The organism is Rufibacter sp. JT20002 (assembly GCF_056491185.1).
Map to the genome: position 1 here is coordinate 1 of NZ_JBSZJY010000008.1, position 22,112 is coordinate 22,112.

At 43.5% G+C, this 22,112-nt stretch carries 18 protein-coding genes; 4 read left to right on the plus strand and 14 right to left on the minus strand.

Annotated features, from left to right (window positions below):
- The 4 genes from ACW9SV_RS22325 to ACW9SV_RS22340 all read left to right on the plus strand — a co-directional run.
- The coding region (locus ACW9SV_RS22325) for a T9SS type A sorting domain-containing protein (RefSeq protein WP_479559004.1) at nt 1-360 on the plus strand (360 nt) is incomplete at its 5' end.
- 597 nt (nt 361-957) lie between these two features.
- Nucleotides 958-1,566 (plus strand): WcaF family extracellular polysaccharide biosynthesis acetyltransferase, encoded by a 609-nt coding sequence (locus ACW9SV_RS22330; protein WP_479559005.1) that lies wholly within the window; start codon nt 958-960, stop codon nt 1,564-1,566.
- Between the two features lie 46 nt (nt 1,567-1,612).
- A complete protein-coding gene (locus ACW9SV_RS22335) occupies nt 1,613-2,524 on the plus strand; it encodes a glycosyltransferase family 2 protein (protein WP_479559006.1) in 912 nt (303 codons plus the stop codon).
- A gap of 129 nt (nt 2,525-2,653) precedes the next feature.
- Nucleotides 2,654-3,973, plus strand: a complete 1,320-nt coding sequence (locus ACW9SV_RS22340; RefSeq protein WP_479559007.1) for a WcaI family glycosyltransferase — start codon at nt 2,654-2,656, stop codon at nt 3,971-3,973.
- Between the two features lie 165 nt (nt 3,974-4,138).
- On the opposite strand, the gene ACW9SV_RS22345 is transcribed toward ACW9SV_RS22340, so the two are convergent.
- The 14 genes from ACW9SV_RS22345 to ACW9SV_RS22410 all read right to left on the minus strand — a co-directional run bounded on the left by ACW9SV_RS22345 (nt 4,139) and on the right by ACW9SV_RS22410 (nt 21,081).
- Nucleotides 4,139-5,419, minus strand: coding sequence for a glycosyltransferase (locus tag ACW9SV_RS22345; RefSeq protein ID WP_479559008.1), 1,281 nt, complete (start codon nt 5,417-5,419; stop codon nt 4,139-4,141).
- 27 nt (nt 5,420-5,446) lie between these two features.
- The gene (locus tag ACW9SV_RS22350) at nt 5,447-6,109 is read right to left on the minus strand and encodes an acyltransferase (RefSeq protein WP_479559009.1); all 663 of its coding nucleotides are present in this window, start codon (nt 6,107-6,109) and stop codon (nt 5,447-5,449) included.
- Entirely contained in the window at nt 6,100-7,269 is a 1,170-nt protein-coding gene (locus ACW9SV_RS22355; RefSeq protein ID WP_479559010.1) for a glycosyltransferase family 4 protein, read from the minus strand. The genes ACW9SV_RS22350 and ACW9SV_RS22355 overlap by 10 nt, the downstream gene beginning before the upstream one ends.
- 129 nt (nt 7,270-7,398) lie before the next feature.
- Nucleotides 7,399-8,772, minus strand: a complete 1,374-nt coding sequence (locus ACW9SV_RS22360) for a hypothetical protein (protein ID WP_479559011.1) — start codon at nt 8,770-8,772, stop codon at nt 7,399-7,401.
- A gap of 15 nt (nt 8,773-8,787) precedes the next feature.
- The gene (locus ACW9SV_RS22365) at nt 8,788-10,026 is read right to left on the minus strand and encodes a glycosyltransferase family 4 protein (RefSeq protein WP_479559012.1); all 1,239 of its coding nucleotides are present in this window, start codon (nt 10,024-10,026) and stop codon (nt 8,788-8,790) included.
- A gap of 12 nt (nt 10,027-10,038) precedes the next feature.
- The gene (locus tag ACW9SV_RS22370; protein WP_479559013.1) at nt 10,039-11,118 is read right to left on the minus strand and encodes a glycosyltransferase family 4 protein; all 1,080 of its coding nucleotides are present in this window, start codon (nt 11,116-11,118) and stop codon (nt 10,039-10,041) included.
- Nucleotides 11,119-11,169: 51 nt separating this feature from the next.
- Entirely contained in the window at nt 11,170-12,198 is a 1,029-nt protein-coding gene (locus tag ACW9SV_RS22375; protein WP_479559014.1) for a polysaccharide pyruvyl transferase family protein, read from the minus strand.
- Between the two features lie 90 nt (nt 12,199-12,288).
- Nucleotides 12,289-13,191 carry a glycosyltransferase gene (locus ACW9SV_RS22380; protein WP_479559015.1) on the minus strand — a complete coding sequence of 301 codons (903 nt, stop codon included), beginning with the start codon at nt 13,189-13,191 and terminating at the stop codon, nt 12,289-12,291.
- A gap of 13 nt (nt 13,192-13,204) precedes the next feature.
- Complete coding sequence (locus ACW9SV_RS22385; protein WP_479559016.1) at nt 13,205-14,335, minus strand: glycosyltransferase family protein; 1,131 nt, start codon at nt 14,333-14,335, stop codon at nt 13,205-13,207.
- Between the two features lie 130 nt (nt 14,336-14,465).
- A complete protein-coding gene (locus ACW9SV_RS22390; RefSeq protein ID WP_479559017.1) occupies nt 14,466-14,885 on the minus strand; it encodes a hypothetical protein in 420 nt (139 codons plus the stop codon).
- Between the two features lie 441 nt (nt 14,886-15,326).
- A complete protein-coding gene (locus tag ACW9SV_RS22395) occupies nt 15,327-16,622 on the minus strand; it encodes an MATE family efflux transporter (RefSeq protein ID WP_479559018.1) in 1,296 nt (431 codons plus the stop codon).
- Between the two features lie 77 nt (nt 16,623-16,699).
- Nucleotides 16,700-17,662, minus strand: coding sequence for an exostosin domain-containing protein (locus ACW9SV_RS22400; protein ID WP_479559019.1), 963 nt, complete (start codon nt 17,660-17,662; stop codon nt 16,700-16,702).
- Nucleotides 17,663-17,875: 213 nt separating this feature from the next.
- Nucleotides 17,876-20,260 carry a GumC family protein gene (locus tag ACW9SV_RS22405; RefSeq protein WP_479559020.1) on the minus strand — a complete coding sequence of 795 codons (2,385 nt, stop codon included), beginning with the start codon at nt 20,258-20,260 and terminating at the stop codon, nt 17,876-17,878.
- A gap of 11 nt (nt 20,261-20,271) precedes the next feature.
- Nucleotides 20,272-21,081 carry a polysaccharide biosynthesis/export family protein gene (locus ACW9SV_RS22410; protein WP_479559021.1) on the minus strand — a complete coding sequence of 270 codons (810 nt, stop codon included), beginning with the start codon at nt 21,079-21,081 and terminating at the stop codon, nt 20,272-20,274.
- Between the last annotated feature and the right edge of the window lie 1,031 nt (nt 21,082-22,112).

Sequence of the window (22,112 nt, forward strand, 5' to 3'; positions counted from 1 at the left end):
GTCGAGGTCATCTCCAACAGCGGGGTGGCAGCCAGTAACATTGCTTCTTCGTCTAGCAAAGTAGTACTGGGACCTGCCTCTCAGAAGAACGGGGAAGCAAGTGTCCATCCCAATCCTTTTGACGAAAACATCTATTTGCTCCTTAACTCAGAGAAAGAAGACGAAGAGTATGAAGTGAAGTTGTATGATGTTTTAGGGAATACTTTCTATAAAAAGTCTTTTAGACCTAATGCTATCGGAGAAAATGAGTTCGAGATCTCTCTGCATGACTCTGAGCTAAGCCCTGGGGTTTACTTGCTCTATGTGGTTAGCAAAGACAAAAGCTTCAATAGAATGTTCAAGGTTTTGAAAAAGCCTTGATGAGTGGGTAGATATTGATTTTTAAGAGAAGTTAAAGAGCTTTGTTAATTGGTAGGTGCTTACCTTAGTTTGGAGGTAAGTGAATAATGAAACCGATGAGCTTTACTAATCAGTTAAATAAATCGATGCAGGAGCTGCTTGCATCGATTTATTTTTGCTCTTTTTTAAAGGTGAAATCTACAATTAGCATGTAATTAAAAGGTGTTTTAATATTTTATTTATGTTATTATAATGTATTTATACTGAATTTGTATATAAATACAAAGTAGTTGGTAATTGATAATTATGGTGTATTGCGTTTGAAGCTAATCTTTAGTAATATAGTGTAGTGGCTATGGGTTTGTATTTGAGGCCTTTTGCTGTAAAATGTGGCAATAAAACTCTACGGTTGGATGAATGTTGTTTTTGGTGACGTTTATCTAAATGTTATTAAATAGTTTTTATTTATATAATCTGTTTTTTGTAAAATATTGTAAGTGTAACATTGGAGTTTAGGTTAGTGATCTGAATTGTTTAAGTTTTTTATTTGAGTTTATTGGCGCTTGTAATTTTTGTTTTTCTAAAGGCTTGAACAATTGATGTTATTTTGTTTTAAATGTGTTTCAAGATTTAATGTTTCAAATAAGGATGTATAACAAAGATACAGTTGGTGGCCCCTCTTTTTCTCTTTACAACCGCATTTTTAGATTGGTTTGGCAAATAACTGCTGCATTATTTTTTACCTATACTCCTAAACAACTGCATGTATGGAGGTCGTTTTTGTTAAAGTTGTTTGGTGCTAAAGTAGGGAGAGGTGTACACGTTTATCCTAAAGTAAAAATATGGGCTCCTTGGAACCTCCAACTGGAAGATCAATGCGGGATAGCAAACGGTGTTATTCTGTATTCGCAGGATAAGATTATTATTGGGAGAAGGGCGGTTGTCTCCCAAGGAGCACATCTTTGTACAGGAACCCATGATTATACTGAGTTGGGTTTTCCTTTGGTCACTAAACCGATACAGATTGGTGATTTTGCCTGGGTTGCCGCAGAGGCATTTGTGCATCCTGGTGTGACCATAGGAGAAGGTTGTGTTATTGGAGCCAGGTCAGTTGTGACAAAGGATATGCCGGCTTGGATGGTATGCTCAGGTCATCCGTGCAGGCCTATCAAAGGCAGGGTGGAAGAGGAGGTAAAGCAAAAGAGGTTCTTAGAGCCTGTTTCTTGAAGATGCTTTGACAATAGTTGCTTTCTTTTTACAGAGTTTGAATAAAATGGCGCGTAAACTTGATCTTACAATTGCTATCCCAGTTAAAAACGAAGAAAGGAATTTACCTGATTGCTTAAAGGCTATCGGGCAAAATCTGGCACAGCATGTTGTGATCATTGACTCAGGAAGCACTGACAATACAAAAGCGATAGCAAAGGCTTACGGGATAGAGGTCATAGATTTTGTTTGGGATGGCAGATACCCTAAAAAGCGTAATTGGTTTCTGAGAAACCATACCCCTCGAACCAAATGGGTGCTTTTTCTGGATGCCGATGAATATCTAACCGAGAAGTTTAAATCTGAGCTCAGAGCTGCCCTAAACAACAGCGATAAAGTAGGTTTTTGGCTTAACTATTCGGTTTATTTTCTGGGGAAGCAGCTAAAAGGCGGATATCCATTAAAAAAGCTGGCCTTGTTTCAGGTAGGTGCTGGGGAATATGAGCAGATTGATGAAGATAAGTGGACTCAGTTAGATATGGAGGTACATGAACACCCTGTTCTGCAAGGGGAGGTAGGTGCCATTAAAAGTAAAATTGACCACCAAGATTTTAGGGGGATATCGCATTTCATGCTCAAGCATAATGATTATGCGGAATGGGAAGCTGCTCGTTTTCTGAAGACTTTCACTAATTCCCCCGCGCTTCATACCTGGACTTGGAAACAGCGCATTAAATATCAACTGATGCAAAGTATCTTAATTGGACCAGTGTTTTTTCTGGGAAGTTACTTCTTTTTAGGCGGCTTTAAAGACGGGTCAAGAGGTTTTGCCTATGCTATTCTGAAGATGTCTTACTTTATGCAAATTTATTGTAAAATAAAGGAGAATAAAAAGAATGTACATTTGGTTAAACAGGTTGAATCTTTAGGAAATAAGTCTGCTATTCCAGATAGGCTAATTCCCTTAGGTGAAAACTAAGATATTTGTTTTAATCTGTTGATGCTGCTAGCTACTCAGATGAGTTTAATGTCAAATTTAGGGAAATAGGTTTTTCTTTAAGTGGTTTAGAACGTTTTATAAGTTGGTTTATCAAATGGAATATAGGTTATGAAAAAAAGACTTTTGCTCATAAGTTATAATTTCAAGCCAGAGCCAACGGGTATTGGGAAGTATTGTGGAGAACAGATTCAGTGGTTGGCAAAGAGAGGGTATGATTGTACGGTTGTCACCACTTATCCTTACTATCCATATTGGAAAGTTCAAGAACCTTACTTTAGTAATAGGTTTCTGTTTTCTTCAGAAGTTCAGCATTTTGAATCTGGAGGTAGCATCAAGACTTTGCGTTGTCCTATCTACGTACCAGCAAAACCGTCGGGTGTTAAGAGAATTATCTTAGACTGTACCTTTCTCTTATCGGCTGGGTTGAGGGTGCTGGGTTTGGTTGCCTCCAAAAAGTTTGATGTGGTTATTACAGTGGCTCCTTCTTTTCTGATTGGGTTTCTAGGGGTAATGTACAAGGGGGTAAGAGGAGCAAAACTTTTATACCATATCCAAGACCTGCAAATTGAAGCGGCCAGAGATTTGCAAATGATAAAGAACAAAAGGGTGGTTGATCTACTGTTCAAACTGGAGAAATCTATCTTCAATAAGAGCGATGTGGTGAGCAGTATCTCAGAGAGCATGGTGGATAGGATCCAGAGCAAAGCAAAGAAGAGCGTATTTCTGCACCCCAATTGGACCGATACCTCTCAATTCTACCCAATCAAAGATCAAGAAAGCCTGAAAGAGCAGTTTGGGTTTCAGCCCACTGACAGGGTAATTCTGTACTCCGGAGCTATAGGAGAGAAGCAGGGCCTGGAAGCCATCCTCCAAGCCGCACATAAATTTAGAGACCAGGAAAACTGGAAGTTTGTTATCTGTGGATCTGGACCTTATAAGACCCGCCTGATGGACTTGGCCCAAAGCATGCACCTGCAGAACCTTATTTTCTTGCCCTTACAGCCCTTTGAGAAGTTCAACCAGTTCTTGAATATGGCTGACGTTCATTTGGTTATTCAGAAAAGTATTGCCAGTGATTTGGTCATGCCTTCTAAACTGACCACCATTTTAGCCGTTGGAGGCTTGGCGTTGATCACCGCTAACCCCGGAACCGGCTTATATTCGCTTGTTAGTAAGCATAACATGGGCATTCTTGTGGAAGCTGAAAATCAGGAGGCCTTGAATAATGGAATATGGAATGCCTTACTTGGAGCCAGCAAAGAAAGTATCAAATCTGCGGCTTGCGCTTATGCAGAAAAGTATCTTTCAATTGAAAACGTCATGCAATCCTTTGAAGAGCATGTGTTATTAAATTCAAAAGATTATAGCAAAATCAACACCGGAACGTTGGCACCCAATAAACAGGAGTTGCTTGAGGTGGATAGCTAGAGGTGATAAGGGATTTACAGAAATTACCTGTTTTTGCCCTTGTTTTATAAAAAGAGCTCAAAAGAGGAAAGATTCGGTAGTAAAATGAGATTGAAGGAGTTGTCCTCACCGAATAAAAAGTGAGTGAAATAGATAGTTAGGTTCAGTCTGACTATTTTCTCCCCACTATGATTGTTTAAGTGCTTGCCACACCCTCAACGCATGCGGCTTGATGGCAAAAAACTCTTCATACGCATTTCTGGCGTTGCTTCTCATTTGTCCTCTCTTTTCTTCTGATAAACTTGTCCATGTGCTTAGTAGTTTGGTTGTGCCTTCCTGCGTGTCTTTTGCTACCAAGCCGCCCCCGGCCTGGGCAATTTCTCTCCAGATGTTTACCTGATCAGAGATGAGAACAGGTTTGCTGCAAGCCAGTGCCTCCACCACGGCAATGCCAAAATTCTCCTGATGGCTTGGCAGAATAAAAGCTTCACAACCGTAAAAAGCCCCCCATTTGGTTTCGCCGGTCAACATCCCAGGAAAGTAGATAGATCCATTTCCCGGCAGGATAGTTTCTTCGGTTTGTTTCTGAAGCATTTTTCCGTAAGGTGTATCCACACCTGGCCCTGCGATTACAAGGGCCGGCCATTCCCTGGTAGGTGAAAGTGTGCTGTTGAAAGATAAACCATCTGCCTCGGCTAACTCAGGAACGGGCTTATGGAGGTGGTGGCGACTGGTCAACTCAGCATAAGCTTGAAGGAGAAGATCAATGCCTTTTTTCTCGTGTATTCGGCTTAGAAAAAGAAGGTAAGGTCGAGTCCGCAATTCAGGGCATAGCGTGAGAAAAGACTCTTGCATGCTTGTGGTTAGTTCTGGTGGGGCAGGAATACCATACCCTACGTTTACTTCCCTTTTCGGGAAATAAGGCCTAAAAGGCTGGCGTGCCAGGCTAAGCTCTGCTTCACAGGTAAATAGAACTCCTGCTGCTTCATTGATGATACGGCCTTCAATTAGTTTCCAATAAACCCAGTTCCGGAAGGCCTTTAATTTTCTGCCCACCGCTTTCTGGAAATAGGGATCCAGCATGCCATGGGGCATGACATAAAGGCCAGGGAGTTTGTTGCCTCCGGGTTTTGGGGCTGTTATTTTCAATCTCAACTTATTCAAGGCACTCCTGACGGCATAGCCATGATGAAGCCAAAGGCCGTGCACAATGACCGCATCAAACCGGGGGAGGTTTTCAAGAAGCCAAGGGGAAAGTTTTGGGGAGTAGTTCCAAGGTCCTTTGCCCGGGCCCAAGGCATGGATAGTAAATTCATCCTTTCCCAAGAGCGCTGCTTCTGGTGAGTCTAAACAAACTACCTCATTGGATACTCCCAACTTTTCAAGTTCAGGTATAGAATTCCGAATTCCCTGGCAGGGACCGCCACTTGCAGGATTCATGCTTCCAATTACCCGTAATATCTTCATCAGAAATCAGCTTTTAGTTATTTCCTATCAATGAACAAAGCCCTCTGCTCTGGTAAAATACTTCGCGTGTTGGGGAATTTCACTGATCGCCTTTGCCGGTACCCCGCCGTACAGGGTCCATTCTTCTTTCTGCTGCTTGTTAAGCAATGACTTTGCGCCCAAAACAGAATAAGAAGGCAAAAAAGCCCCACCCAGGACAACCACATTGGTTCCTACAAAAGCATATTCTCCAATAAAAATGGGCGCACAGTCTTGCCGATTCTCAAGCACGTTAATGGAGTGGGTGAGAAGCTGAGAATTATAACCGGCTATGGTGGAGTATCGGCCAATGGAGATGGTGTCTGTACAATCAATATGGTGGTTTTTTGTGATGGCCGCACATGCACCCAGCCTAAGTTCGGCTTTCCTTTCGGTGTTGTGTCTGAAATGAAGCGAATCGCTTTTAGTAGGGAAGCCCGTAATCCAGTTCCCCCTGCCTATTTTCGATTTTTGTCCCATCTCCATCAAATCCAGGTTTATAGCAACGGTTAAATCGTCTATTTGGGCCCCAGGCTCCATCATAAGCATTTTGGGGAAGACCCATGCAAAGCCAATGCGGGCTGAGGGATGTATTTTGTAGCCAAACCAGGCTTCCAGGGCTTTTCGTCTTAAAAACCAGGGAAGAAGAAACGTAATGCACTTCAAGAACATATGAGTTGAGCTTCTTTTTGCTTGATGCCATGAAGCTCCAGGTAGGAGCCAATAATCTGTTCTCTGGAAAAACGGCTGCAATTAGCAAGGCCTCTCTTTATCAAATCTGCTTGGATGGAGGAATCATTCAGGGAGAGGAAGGCGGCAGCGAATTCTTCTGGTTTATTGGGGTCACAATGGAGGGCGGCACCTCCGCTCACCTCAGGCATGGGAGCTATATTGCTTGCAATGACAGGGGTGCCGCAAGCCTGCGCTTCAATAACTGGCCAACCAAACCCTTCTGAATAGGAAGGAAAAATAAAGGCCTGGCAAGTATTATAAAGTGCCTCTAAGGTGGCATGGTTAGGATTGACTATTGAGAAAACCTTTTCCTGTAAACCAAGTCGTTGCACGTGTGCTACCAAGGAAGGATCAAGGGGTTTGCCTGCATAGCAGATGTTGCCTTTCCAATTTTCTCCAAGCTTGCCTGCCATGTCTAAAAGGAGCTTTCTGTTTTTCCTGGGTAGCGCAGAGCCTACATGGAGAAGGAAAGGAACATCTAGGGGAAGGTTTCCATGCTTTAACGTTTCTATTGCTCTCTTTTCAGGTAGAAGTCTAAAATCAGCATTGAATGCATTGTAGATGACTTTCCAGTCTCTGTTTTTTGGCTTTGTGTCTACGCTGAGATCGTTTAATTGACTGAGCGTAAGGTGGGAAACGCATGCCAGCGACACTGCAGAACTTAAATGTTTTAAGATCCAATTCTGTAAAATCTTCCCAAAACTCGAAGCGGTAACATAGGTGTCTGGGTAGCCCTTTGCAGCTCTGATGGCAATCACATCATGACAGGTAATGCTGGTTTTAGAAGAAGGCAAATATTGCAGGTAAGGGGCATTGGAATGATCGCAAATGTGAAATCTTACTTCTTTATCTTTCGCCATGATTTGGGATACCCGCCACCGAAGCAGAAAACAGAAGAGTATATATTTATCCAGGTACCCCATCCATTTCCCTAATCCAAAGGTGGTGCTTTTGAACAATGCCCCAAAAAAGACGACAGGCCTCCAAATTTCAGAGGCATGCCCGGCCTCCTGAAAGCCATGGTGCAGCATCTGGGCAAACCTTTCCATGCTCTCCTGCTTGTCTCGGGGGTAATTGCCTATCAATATGAACTTAGCCATATTTGCTGGTTATGGTGAGTGCTTAATTCTTTTCTAGTCCACTTGGAAAAAGTCTTTACTAATCCACTTGGAAAAAGTCTTTACTAATCTGAGAAGCCAAGTGCAAACATGCTCTATTGTATGGGGCTCTTAAGTAAGGGGTGTTTTGCTTTTTGAAGGCCTAAGGGAGGCAATCATCAAACCACCGATAAGGGTAGAGAAGCCGAGGGCGGAAGGCTGGGCCCACTGCCCTTGGGGTACTATCAATAAGCCAAAGCTTAGAAGCATCCAAGGCAGTAAATCTCCTTTTACCAGTTTCGTATAAGCGGCTACCGCAATTTTAAGACAGAACCCTAGCCTGAACAAAATAATAGCCAAGCCCAGGAAAAGCCCCAGTTCCCCAATCAATCTTCCCCATTCTCCTTCTGAGATTAGGAATGTTTTGCCGCCTGACAGCAGCATGCTTCCAACGTTGGTGCCCATTCCAACTCCATAGCCAAAGAAGGGTAGACCCTCATTATCCTGGAGGGAGCTAATCAGGCCTCCTAAGTACCGGTCTAATAATACGCCCTCTAAGCCATTTTCATTGGTAGTGGCAAGCTCAAAGCGGGTGGTAAACGCCCCCATGGCTGTTTCAAAAAAGCTGGTTTGGCTTAGTAGTAAGAGGGTAGTGGTCATACCAATACCAGCCAAGATAAATTTGCCCACATATTGTGGTTTGCGCGACACTGCGATAACGGCAAAAATCAGACTTATCCCAATCTGGAAAAACAGGCCACGGCTAATGGAAAGCGGGATGGCGGCAATCAGAGCAGAAGTAGCCCCGATTAAGATAGGTTTACTTATTTTGTCCGTATTGAACCAGAAGTAGATAATAAAGGAAGCCGCAAAGCCGTAAAAGAGGGTGAGTCCGTTGGTAAAGGAGAAAGTGCCCGGAGGCCGGAGATACCCTAATGCTCCGCTAAAGCCCGCACCCGCTACATCTCCTCCCACGCCTCTGTTTACCCAAGCCGTTTGCGGGCTGTAAAACTGAAAAGCAATCAAAACCGCCATAGGAATGGACATCCACAGGGTTATTTTCCCAATTTTAATCACATCCTCCTGGTTGAAAAGCCGGCCAATGGCAAACATCAATGGAAAATGTAGCAGCAAGATACGGGCTCCATACAAGGCAACCATCATATTACCATGACCAAGAAAAGTAGCGGTGAATATGCTGATAATGCCAATCAGTACGGGGCCTATTAAATACGGATGAGAGGGAAACAGGCCTCGGTGCAGGGTCTTCGCCACTATCCAAAGCGCAATGGGGTCGCGCACTATCAACAGGGGAGTTGCCAAGCCCGGAAACACCCATTTGCGGATGGCGCCTTCAAAGATGAGTAGAAGGAAGTAAAGCCATATTGCCTTCTTCAGCAGTTGATCTGAATCTGACAAAGACGGGTTTGCTCTATAGTGGAAGTTCTCTAGCGTTGCTGCCTGAGTATCTAAAAGGCCCTGCGGATTTCTGGTATAAGCGCGCATGTTGTTGAGATAAACCTAATTATAATTTAAGACTGCAGTCGCCAATTCTCTGCCGTAAACTTCCCAGGGTCGTTTGCGTGCGGTTTCCATGGCCGCTTTCCCAGCAGATTTGATGGTGTCAGGGTGCCCGATGAGTTTTTCAATGGATGCGCTCAGGGCATCTGCAGACCCTGCCTCTACCAACCAGCCAGAATGATCATGGGTAATAAGGTCAGGGCCAGCCGTTCTTTCGGTGGTGATAACTGGGGTGCCCTGAGACATGGCTTCTGAAATGACCAGCCCAAACCCTTCAAAAAGAGAGGGGAAAACAAGGGCGTCCTGGGTGCGCATAAGGGACAGGACATCTGGATGCGATAAACTAGGAATCCAGCAGTGGTTTGCCAAAGCCGCATCTAATGCAGGGCAGCTTGTGCTGGGTTTCCTCCCCACAATGGTCAGTTCCACATGCTTTCCAAGAGGGGCAACGGCGGCAAACAAATCGGCGATGCCTTTCCGCTGGGAAAGCCCTCCTACAAACAGCAGCTTCAGCCGTTTGCTTCCAGAGCCCGAGGCATAATCCCTGCCATTGACGACTGGAGGAAACCCGTAGGGAATGATTTCTATGGGCGCGAGAGTGCCAGGATAGTCTTGTAACGTTTTGGCGGTAAATTGGCTGGCTACAAAAATCCGGTCGGCTAACCGTAATTCTTCGTCTTTACGGGCAAGCTTCTCTTCTGAGTCTTGGAGGCCTTTGAGGGTAGAGGCCCATTCAGGTTTTTGGAGTCGCTCATTCTCCAGCAATCTTCTGGCAGTTCTCCAGTACCCAATGGGTAGATCGTATAGGCAGTGGAGGTGTAAGTTCTTTGCCTTTCTAAACGAGTCCAAAGCCCCGTCTTCAAAGGCGTAGACTGCATTGGCTCCCTTTTTCAGACCAGAGGTTATTTGTGAAGCTACGTGCCGGTCAAATTTGCGGTAAACCGCATCAATGCAGAACGGGCCTGTCTCGTGTTGCGTGAAAGGAGAAAAACCTGCCTTCGTGGCTAGGAGCCGACCTGCTTCCATCCACGGCCAGGTTTTGGTGACCGTTTTCAGGCTGGGATCGAACCGTCTTTTCCATATTTCCTTTAATGGACCAATTCTGCCCAAGTTATCCAAGGCACTCCCGGGAAAAGAAGCGATAGAGGTTCTGAATTCAAATAGCATGCCTGCTTCCTGAAGGCCGCGCGCCGCTGCCCGTACATTTGCATTACCTGTTGGATGGGATAGAATTACCACGTAACCTGAGCGCTAATTAGGTGTTAAATTCAGTTTTAATGCTTCTTTCCATCTCTGCATTACCGCAGGGGCGGAAAACTTTTCAGCGTAGAGCCGTTTCTGGGCTTCTTTTGAGATCTTGCCTGTCGCAAGGTCTGCTGCGAACAGCTCCACTGATTTTTTGATCTGTTGATAATCTGAGCTTGCCGGTATTACTCTGGTTGAAACAGGATCACAGGCAATATCAGGAACCCCGCCCCGGTCTGTCGCCAACCAGGGAGTGCCGGCACTCATCACTTCCAAAAGGCTTATCGGCAATCCCTCTGGGTGCACCGAAAGCAGCAAAAAACCATCCAGTAAACTCAGAACCTTTTTAAGTTCTGTTACCCCGGAGAAAGGGCCGTGGTACCGCACCCTAGGGTAATTTTCAAAGTAGGAGAACGGATAGGCTTCTCCTTTTCCCCATATATGAAATTCAACGCCCCCTAATGCCGGTTCTTCACTTAGCTTACACAACAGGTCTATTCCTTTTTCCGGAATCAGGCGGCCGTAGTAACCCAGTTTTATTTTTCCGTTTTTGGCAAGCGGAAGCGGTTCTACCTTAATCTCCCGGGAGAGGCAAGGGATGGTGTCAACTGCCCGGCTTAGAGCGGCTGACATTTCCAAGGCATTCCTGTTCGAACAGGCGATAACGGTATCGGCTTTCTGGAGAGTACCTATATAGTTGCTTCCCCAGGTGGCTTGGTCTTCTTTGTCTCCCGCAGTATGATGGTGGTGAACCCAGGTTCCTTTTATTCTTAACAATTTAGGTAAAACACCAATGCTTTCTCCCTGACCGTTGGTGTAAAGGGCATCGTACTGGTTAGACTTCAATTTAAGAGCCACGGAAACCAGCCAGATGAGTCTTTCTGCCGAGGATTTGTTCTTGCCCAAAAAAACGTTCCGGCATTTGGCCCGGTAAAGTTCCTCTGTGGCCGGAGGTACCTTGGAGTTAAGGACAATCAGGTCAATGATGACAGATTTGTCGCTCATTTTCTGGCAGAATTCAAGAAGATGGCTTTCTATTCCGCCGGTGGGTAAAAGCTGAGTGGAATAAACAACTATCTTTTTCATGATCCTCTTATTTGTGTCTCTTCTCTATTTGTGTCTCTTCTCTTGAAAAGGCTATGAGTTCACTTGCTCAATAACTCTTTCTCTGAAAACCCTTTTCATCTGCTCGTTCGCTAACCCTGATGTACATGCAGCCTTAACCCCCATTCTGTAAAGCTTAGCCATGAAAGAAGCTCTCTGCTTTATGTTCTGGAGTTCAGCTGTATCTGGGTTCCGCATTACATTGCCTCCCATCGCCACAGATTTGCTTACAATGGAAGAAAGAAACTCTTTCCTTTTTATCAGGGCTGCCTGGTTGACAATTGGTTTGGAGAAGGAGTCAGCGGTCAGCACTTTTTCATAGGAGACAATATCCAGGAACTCTGCTACAGTGGCCAATCTGGGGTCTGAGGGATTAGGATGAATCAGCATTACATTAGCGCCCATTCCAAGGCAGGGCAGGGCACAATGTATTTTGGTGGTTACCACCAGGGCCGCCTTGCAATATCTTTCAAGAAGCGAATTCATGTGGGGTTCTGATTTCTGCATGAATTCCTGAATGGTTCCGCTTACATCTGGCGGGTCATGGGAAACCCGGACCATAGAAGTGCCAAGCAACTCCTCTAACTTCTGTTTTACCTTTTCCGGAATGGGGTGGTCAATGTTGTCAACAAGTAAAACTTCGCCTTTCCCGGTGGTATTGATGGGGGCTCTTTTAGCGGTGGTGATAGTTAAGCAACTGGAGTAGTAGGCAGGAATACCCCATCCTAAAAACAGTTTAAGGGTTTTCGTATCTCTGCATCCAATGGGGGCATGCTTCTTGAAATGGTCTCTGACTTTTCTATTTGATAGTAGTTCTGACTGGGCAACGTGAACAGAAACGTAAACCGGTTGTATGTTCTCAGGTGGAGGAAACTTGTCAAAGGAGTGCATGTACCAGCCATTAGCCACCAGTAACCCCAGTTCTGCGGTATCTATCTCTGCCAAAGCTTCCCTGTTTACCACCAAAGCGTTTTTTGGTAAGAAATACTTAGCCACCATGCCTTGTAAGACATCTCCGATATTATTCCTGAGGTCTCCCTCAATCTGGTAGTAATATTTCATAATGAACAACTGATAAAATAAATGGAATTCAATCTGCGTAAGAACTTGCTTTTTTGGATAGGATAAGTGGAAGGGTGTTTTTGAGTTGTTTTAAGAATAACTGTTAAATAACGCTACCAAATCATGCCGGTCTTTGGTCCAAGGGTGGTGTAAGAAGTCGGGGTTGTCTGGTTTTGCCCCGTTAAAATGAAGAATGTGTACATCTTTTGATGCTTCTATCACTTTTCTTTTAAATCTTATTGGAATATCGTTATTTTCTATAGCATTAAAAAACCTTGCCTGAAAATTCATCCTAAAATCAAAGGAAATAGGCTTGTTGAATTTCTGCATCCAGAGGTAAATAATTTCCTGGTCACCTACGGTGCTGGTCCTAAACTCCTTCAATAATTTCAGCAGCGCCCGGTATTTATCTGGGGTTCTATCTTTAGGTCCTATCCTTAAAACGCCTGAGTTCATAGAGGCGAACGGAGGTAAAAAGATGCCCATGGTCAACGCTTTCAAATAGGCATTTGCCAAACTGAAAGACTTGCTCAGTAGGGGCCGGTTAAAGGAGAAGACAGGAAGAATCCGTTCATTGGCGGCGCTTATGCCTAAAAAGGAATCCTCCTCCATTAGGGCGCTTAAATCTTTCAGAACCAACATGTCTGCATCTAACACCAGAATGTTGTTGTATTCAGAGAACAAGTCGCTCCAGAAATTCACGATGAAGAAGCCAGCATCATTGAAAGATTTAGATTCAAACTTTTCATTCTTATCAATTAGCAGTTCGCGGTATTCAAACTCTTGAGGATTGAAGCGTTTTGGGGATACTTTTGGAATGAGAGAGAAAAAGCCCTCCAACTCTTGATCAACATCTGGGGTTAGAAATAAAAGAATAGGTGGGTGGTTCACCCAGTTTTTCTTGATGGAGTTGATTAACGTCTTTGCGTAACGCGCAAAATCTTGATTCACAACAATGGCAATCGCATTCTCTTTTGGTGGTTGACCAAGCATGACTTAATGTAATTCAAGAGCTAACCTTGTGGGCAAACTCCGCCTGTTTTAGGAATTCAATAAATTTCTGGGCTACTGCCCGTAATCTGGGTTTTGGGGCTTGTTTTGCGAAAACAGCCTCAAAACCCGATTCGCAGAAAAGCAGTTGGTCTGTAAACAGATCAGTGAAGGTTAGGTCCAGGATTTCCAGGGGCATTCTACCCCTAAGTAAAACCGGGAGCCCATGCTCCAGCATAGCCAAGGTGGCCCCGCTTTTACCCCACATGGTAAAATCAGATCTGGAAATGCCCACGTCAGCTAATTGAAGTTGTAAGGAAACTTCATGGGGCGGTAATCGGCCTAATTCATGTACGTGGTCTTTGCCCAGAGCAAAGGCGGCGGCACTTAGGGCGACTTCTGCATGGGGGCCTCCCTCGCCAAAGGCAACCAATTCGGCCTTCAATCCCTTGGAGTGCGCTGCCTTAGACAGAAACAAAACCTGAGCTGTGAAATCATCAAGCAAACTGGTGAAACTTCCAAAGTGGACTATTCTCAAGTGGTCTTCCTGTTTTCTGGCGTAACCATCTACAGGAACAATAGCTATGTTCCCGAACAAGGTAAGGAGCTTAGTTTTGGGCTGCGGAAGTTGTTTCCTGTAGATAGCGATGGTGGTGGTAATGTGGTCAGGAGTTGTCCTTCTGAGCATATCCTTGATAAGGAGTTTTTGGGCTTGTTTCAACAAACTCAATTTAAAACCCACTTTGCCGTCAACACCCACCCATAATTCATGAAACATGATATGAAGTTTGCTTCCTTTGGTCAGTTCCTTCAATGATAGATTAAGTAAAAGGGGCAATCCCTTTTCGTGAAAAGCAAAAGGCACGTATTGCAGGCTGATCCAATTGGGCGCAAACTCCTCTAAGTGCTCTCTTGCTATTGAAAACCGGGTTTTAATTGGAAAGCCTTTTGGTAGTCGCACGACCTGTATTGAGATACCGTTGGCCTCCTGGTTTTCTAGTAGCGGTGCAGAGCAATACTTATCGTTGAGGGCAATAACTAACACCTGGTGGGCCTGCTTGATCAATTCTCCCGCAAGGCGGCGGGTGTAATCGCCCACACCATCGCAGTCTGGTTCCAGGGAGCCGCAAAGGAAAACTACTCTCATCTTAGTACTATAAAATTGGGTTAGCTTTTAGGCTCGTTTTGGTGAAGAGGCATACAATCCCCTTAAAAGCTAATAAGGTTGTTTAGGCAGAAAGTCTTAGTCCACTTAAAAGGCCAGGAAATTTTCTTGTTTACAGGACCGGTTCAAGTATAGCGGCCTCTGTTTTAGCTCGCGCTGTTTCAGGGGTCTTTTTGTTAAATGTGAAGACAACTGACTGCAGATGTTCCTGGGTGTACTGCAGAAGCGTATTGATTAAAAAGATAATGCCGGTTATCTCCAGAGTCTCCTCAATGGTGAATACAATTGAATAGGTGATGCCTTCTCTTCCGTAGTTTTCTACAACCCAGCCTCCTACCATTTCCATCCCCAGAGTGCCTGAGATAAAGATAAGACCGGCCAGAAAGAAGTTACGGCTATACTTGAGGGGGAGAGACAACAGAAATTTGATATAGGCTATGCTGAAAATAGCCACCAACAAGCCAGCTCCCAGCACCCAGGAAAATAAGAATATGCCCGTAGGCTTAAACGTGTTCAAAGGAATAGACAACATTTCATGAAATTGAAAACCCTCGTCACACGCAAGCAGGCAAAATATAAGGGAAAGCCCTGCCCAATGTTTGTAGAAGGGATCTCCGGTTGACTTTTTTGCTTTGGAAATCAAAAAGAATAAGAAAGCTGAAAAGAATAAGATGGAAGTTGAAAAGAAGGCTGGTACGTTACCCTCACTGTCCATGTAAAATTTTTGGATGAAGGTGAAAACAGACTCGTAGCCCAGTACATTTCTCAAATAGCAGGCAACAAGGTTTAATGCCACCAAAACCAAAGTAGTTTTTATCAAAAAAGATAGCACTTTGGAAAGGGCCACAGGCATGATGATCTGGGTATCTTTATTCATGTCAATTAGAAATAATTTGATGAATCAAGCGGGTGAGAGATGGTCTGCCTTGTATAAGTTTATACAATAGTGGAGAGCTTAAAGTAATTGGGCGGGTTAAGTATGTCTAGCTTGGGATATTTTCAAGATGCTGAAAATGGTATTGATGAGTACCTGTACAAAGGCTATAAAAATGTTGAATAACAAAATGCCATGCAGGGAAGCCACATTAAAAAGGAAAGCTCCTGCTACCAGGGAAAGAACATTAAGGGGGATGGAGATAAAGGGATTGATTGCCCAGCCTCTGCTTGTGTATAAACCATAAGAAATAGTAGAGATCAAGCCAAGGCAGCTTCCTGTCATTTGAAGAAAGACTTCATCTTGCAGGTTGGTGTAGTTTTTACCTAAAATCCATAACACTTCAGAAGGAAATAGCCACACCACACTTAGAATCATGGTGCTCAATAGCGTGACCATAAGCTGAATCTGGACATAACGGCTGAAAAGTAGTTTGGCATTTTGTTGCAGGCGGGCAAACCGTGGAAAGGTAAGCGTACTGAATAATACTCGTACTACCACCAGGGCCAAAGAGAGCCTGCTCATGGCCCCCACTTGCGCTACGGCTTCGGTGGTGCCAAAGCTAGAGATAAGCCACAGTGTTAACTGACCAGATAAACAGTAGTAAATAGATCCCGGGAGGATTTTGGAGACGAAGGTTAATATCTCTTTCCTTACCGCAGGGTCTGGCTCTTGGCCCAAATCGGCGTAGCGGGCAGATAGATTACGCAACTTTAAGTTTGCCCAGATTTGAGGTACACCAGCGGCTAGCACGGCTACAAATGCCCAAGGGAAGGCAAACATGGTTAAGCCAATAAGGGCTAGCCTCCCTAAATTCACCTGAATGTGGTTTTTCTGAAGAGGCGCAATGTCCTGGCGTAGCTTCAATGCCGTTTCAAGCAGGGTACCTGATAACGCCGATAAAAAAGCAGGGATCAAACTAGCCGTGATCAACCCTGCCATGAGCCAACTTGCCTGGTGGTGCTTCAACAGATAGAGCAGGAGGGGGACGGCGATAGCCAAGCTGCCAATGGCAAACTTTCTTCTTAGCTCCAGTCCTGTATTTATGACAATGCCCAATTGCTGAGGGTTTTGCCATGCCTTTCCACCTTGGGCCATCACGCCGGTAGAGATGCCTCCATCCGCTAAAATGGTCATAGTGCCGAGCATGGTATTTGCCAGTGTATAAAGGGCATAGTCATGGGTAGGGAGCAACCGTATCACCAGGATGCCGCTCAGGAACCCCGTGATTTGCACCAGTAGCTGAGCCGACCCAGTAAGGGTAATCAACTTCCCCCACTCAATCGCTTTAGAATAATATGACTTCTTATATATGTGCTGGGCAACTGCTCTCATGACATAAATAATTAAAAAGCTGATTTCCTGCCCTAAAACCACGATCCTTGTTTTGAGGGACTTTCCATGATTTCAGCTTAAAACGGCAATGCCATTTTAAAAACTTTGTTGACTTTAAGGTGTATTCTTTGGGGGAGAGTCCAGTGATTGGTCCAGTGTACCTGAAAGGAATTCCATCTTTTGATTTCAAGTTGCCTGGTTGTTTCCGGGGAAGTAAACAAGAGTTTTAACAAGGAGTTAGCCAAGTAGCCCGCTACCGCCTCTGGACTGAAATATTCTTTCCAGTACTGGTAGGCAGCCTGGCCTAACCTGCTGTAACTACCTTCGTGCTCTTTCAGAAAAGAGTAAAGCTGCTCTGTTTTATTTTGGGGGTAAAACAACGCAAACTCGTTCCAGTCTGGCCCTAGGGGCGGAACAAATTCATCGGCAATAATCACGGGACATCGACCTAAGGCCATGCTTTCGTAAATCCTGAAACTTACGGGGGCCCATCCCGCGGGACAAAGCGAAAACTTGGCGTTCCGGATAAGTTGAATGTATCGTTCCTTTTCTTCTTTCTGGTGGTTTAACCAACTGTCTGTGGCCTCTAGCTTGAATTCTGGATTTGATTTCAGGCTTTTGATTAACTCTACTCTTATTTTGTTTGACTTGGTGTTTCCTCTCCAACTGGCTAGGAAAAAAGGTGGTTCATCTACCAGACTTTGTGAGAAGATTAGTTTGTTGGGGTACTCCATGTAAGGAACAGAGGCATGGATAGCACCATCAAATCGCGTCTTGGGTAAGCTGGTGTAAATCCCTCTTAAAAGCCCAGTGGCGCAATCATCCCTGTTGATTGTGTACACCTTGTAAGCAAATTCACTGATTATTGGGTCTTTTAGTAAACTCTTGATATATCTGAAATCTTTGTAAGACTCTTTTTCCTGGATTATGAGAGCATCGGCGGTGTCAGGCGAAAAGACTTCCTCCACTGATCCAGTACTCAAAAGCGCTTCCTTCACTTTGGTAAGCGTTTTTGAGTCAGGATCAGCTAGAAGTGACAAGTCGCTGGTTATGAATAATAACTTTAATCTCATCTATTCCGGACAATTTTTGGATATATGCCATGATCTAATCTTGATTGCTTAATGATAATCTAATGCTTCTTGTAAGCTTCCATTGAAGAGAAAAGCATGGGGTAGTTTCTTGTTTGTAAATGAGATATCAATAAATAGACTAAAGAATTTAGGATAAAATTTTAAAAGACAGATAGCTGACTAGCTTATAGGTTCTTTAGAAGGGGCAGGCGCCTGGTATTTGTTTTCATAGCCGTAACCATACCCGTACCCATAGCCGTAGCCATTCCCGTTTTCTTTTCTGGCATCATTCAGCACAATCATTGGATGGGGCAGGGTTCTGTTTCTGTAGATCTCATCAATCATCTCAATCTGTTTCCTGAACGTGTAATTGTACCTCATTAAGTAGATAGTTGAATCCACTAAGGTGCTTAACACCAAAGCATCTGCTACCTGCCCAATGGGGGAGGTGTCAATAATGATATGGTCAAAGCTTTGCTTTACTTCACTTATCAGATGGCCTAGTTTTTTTGATACTAACATTTCTGCGGGATCTGGAGGGATAGGACCCGCCGAGATAGCATATAAACCCGGTACTATATCGGTCAATCTGATCAGATCATGTATCTGTATTTTGTCGGAGACCAGGTAATTACTTACCCCAAGCCCTGTGGACAAACCCAGTTCGGCAGAAAGGCGCGGAGATCTTAGGTCAAGGTCAATGACTAATACCTTTTTACCGGTTAGCACCAAACTGGCAGCCAGGTTTACCCCAAAGAAAGTTTTCCCTTCTCCACTCATGCTGGAGGTGATAAGCATGACCTTGTTTTCTTTGTCTACCGCGGCAAAGTGAAGTTTTGCCCTTATAAGCCGGAATAACTCTACAATGGGCGCTCGGCTTCCTTTCTTAACCACCACAAAGTCTAGTGAATCCTTTTGGCATAACTCACCTAAGATGGGAGCGTTGGTGGCATCTTCAATCTCTTTCTTCGTTTGAATTTTGTTTTTGAAGAGGTTTTTCAAATAAATGCCTGCAAACGGGATAAGCAAGCCCAGTAAAAGCGACATCAGGTAGACCGTAGATTTATTGGGCAGCACTGAAAATCCTTCCACAATGGCAGGGTCAATGATGCGGATGTGGGATACCGAGGAAGCTAGTGTTAAGGCTGTTTCCTCCCGTTTCTGTAAAAGGTATAGGTAAAGGTTCTGCTTTATACTCTGCTGGCGGTTAATCTCCAATAATTGCCGCTCCATGGAGGGCACTTTCCTGATCTTTGACTTGAATTGGCCTGAAGTGGCTTGCAGTTTGTTGCTGGTAATAAGTAAGCTCCTTTTTATATTCCTGAGGTTCTCCAGCAGGTTTATCCTAAGGTTGGCAAGTTGCTCGTTTATGTTTTGAATTAAAGGGTTATTAGGATTGGTGGTGCGAAGCATGCGCTCCCGTTCTAGTTGCAATTCGTTGAATTTGCCAATAAGGCTCATCAAGGTTTGATCCTGAATACCTAATGAGCTGGGTACCATCCGGTATTCTCCCTTAGCCTGGCTTAGGTATTTCTCTATTGACCTGAGGATATCTATTTGAATGGCCCATTCAGAGAGTTGTTTATTATAATCGCTTGCCTGCGCCAGATAGTCAGTTGCCTGAGTATTCACATCGGTGACTTCATTCTGGCTTTTATATTGTTCTACATTTTTCTCGACGCCAGAAAGTTCGGTAGTCAAGTATTTAAGCCTATCGTCAATGAAAGCGAGGGTGTTGGTAGCCAGAACGTTTTTGTCTTCAATAGACTCTTTGTTGTAGAGTTCAACCAACTTATTCAGAATGTCTTTTGCTCTTTCGGGCTTAGAGTCTGTAAGTTCTAAACTGATTACGTTTGTCCAGGTCTTGCCTGCCTGCATTACCTCAATGGCGTTGTGATAGCGGCCAGCAACTTCTTGAATGTTCCGGAACTGAACCTTGACCTGGTTTAGGTTAGAGGAAGGGGTGGGATTCAACTTATAGGTGGCCAGCACGGTAAAGGTAGCATAGGGCTTTTGAATCCTTTTGCCAAAACTATGGATGCTTCTTTTGCCATCCTGTTCTTCAAGTACAAAACTATTGTTATCCTTGGTATGGATGGTGAGTTCTTTGTTGTAACCTGAGCTATTCAGGCTCTCCACAATAAGTTTTATAGGTAACTCCTTTCCATAGATTTCTATATCCTGGAATTGACCCTCAATGTAGTAGTTGGTGAATAAATCCAAATCCTGGACCACCCTTTCCATCAAGGTTTTAGAGTCTAGAATTAAGATTTCATTGTCAACTACCTTCGTAGTGTTAAACATTTCCAAGTCACTGAAAGCCCCTGCCCCGGAAATACCCTGTCCCCTTTGGGAATCTTTTATAAGCAACCTACTAGCTACTTTGTACTGAACACTGGTGTGGTAGCGTAAGTACATAAAAGCAGCACCTACACTCAAGAGGGCGCCAAGTAAGAATAAATACCAGTATCTGGAGTACTGGATAAAAATGTTTCTAATATCATTGGTCTCCTTTTTCTCCGCTTTTAACGGAAACAACTCCTCTGTTCCTGCCAACCTTTGCATATCCTTTGACTTTAAATGAACCTGGTGATAATAATGCTAATAAGCGAGATAATGGAAAGCCCAATAGAGATATTACTTCTGGTATTGCTTAGTTGAGCATCACGGGCTTTACTTGGTTCTACATAAACTATATCATTTTGCTGTAGGTAATAATAAGGTGAATTCAGTGCTTCTTTTTTAGTTAAATCTAACCGTGCAGTGCTGCGTACCCCATCTCTTTCTCTTATAATTAATACGTTTTCTCTTTTTCCATAAATGGTCATATCGCCGGCCTGCCCCAATGCCTCTACTATGTTTACTTTTTGAGTGGGGGCTACATACGTAGAAGGTTTATTTACTTCGCCCAAGACCGTGTATTTGAAATTTAAAAAACGGATATTGACAATAGGGTTTTTGACATGTTTTTTGATTTCTTCGGTCATTCTTAAGGTGGCTTCAGCTTTCGTCAGGCCTGCCAACCTGACCTTGCCCAACACCGGGAAATTGATGTCTCCATTTTCTTCCACCAGGTACCCCTCCGTAGATCCAGTTGTCCTAACTCCATCGTTTGTCATGCCCGGAGTCACCAAACTGCCCCCGTTGAACAAAATGTTAGATTCTGGATTCAAACTGCTCACGGTTATCCCCAGAATATCACCTGTTTGAATTTTGGGTTCATTTGCGTTAGAAATATCTGTTTTGGTTTCAGTGGAAGATGTGTTTTTTAAATCTTCAAAATAGACCAGGTTTTTAGAAGGACTGCATGAAGTAATTAAGAGTAATAATATGGCATAAATAAATGGTTGATTTTTGATTTTACATAATCTAATGTTAACCTCCATGCTCTTCTATTAATTAGGGTTGTGGTTCCTATTTGTGTATTGTAAATTATGAATTGATTGTTTTTGTGATTTGCAAATCAAAATCATAACCATCTGTTGTTTGATAGTAATTTGGGCGGATATTGTAGTGTTTAAGGTTGAATATTTTAAAATGGCAATCTATGTTTTAGTATATAATGATTGCTTGTCAAGCCTTTGTGTTATTTCTCATCTAAATAGGAGATGCTTTGTTTTATTCGATCTAGCTGAACTTGAGTTAAAGTATGTCTGCCATTCTCTTAAATAGGTTAGTTGTTTTAGCTTGATTGTAAAATGTGGCAGTGAAGAAGAATGAAATAAAGTTTCATTGTTTCACTTAATTTGTACTGGGTTCAAGCTCTCAGGAGGTGTTAAGACTGGGGAGTTCTAACAGGTGTTGAGTAAATCTTGAATTAACTATTTATGATGAGTTTTAGGAAGTACAATTTCTTTGATGTTGTGATCAGATTTATATGCTGTTATACTGATTGTTGTACAAATTACTGTCAGCAGCCTTTGCTAAGCTGACCAAGGGAGAGTAAGTAAGTATTGTTGGTTTAAATTATACAATTAAAACTTAATATAAAAATATTTTTGGTATTGGTAAAATTTAGTCATGCCATTAGTTATAATTATTATAAAATACTTTATATTGGGCGTCTGTTAGTAAGCTTTTTGTAGTAATTCATAAAATAAAGGCGATTTATACCAAAGGAGTAGTAAAAACCGAATAGAACTGCTAATGACATCAAGTCCCTTTTATAGCATATAGGTTGTACTAAGTGACAGAAGGTTAATAGATTACCTTCTGGGTAAAGTGTGTTTTCGTTTGACTTTGCTACTCAATACCTTGCTCCTTTCTTATGGCAAGATGTAGTGTATTATAACTCAAACTAGATTTTGGTTGTTGTTTGCCACTGTGCATCTTTCTTTCCCCTTCCATACCACCATGGCCCGCATCCCGTCCACGCCCCCGCCGGTCCTGCCCGTTCCCCCGGGGGGGCACAGGCCCC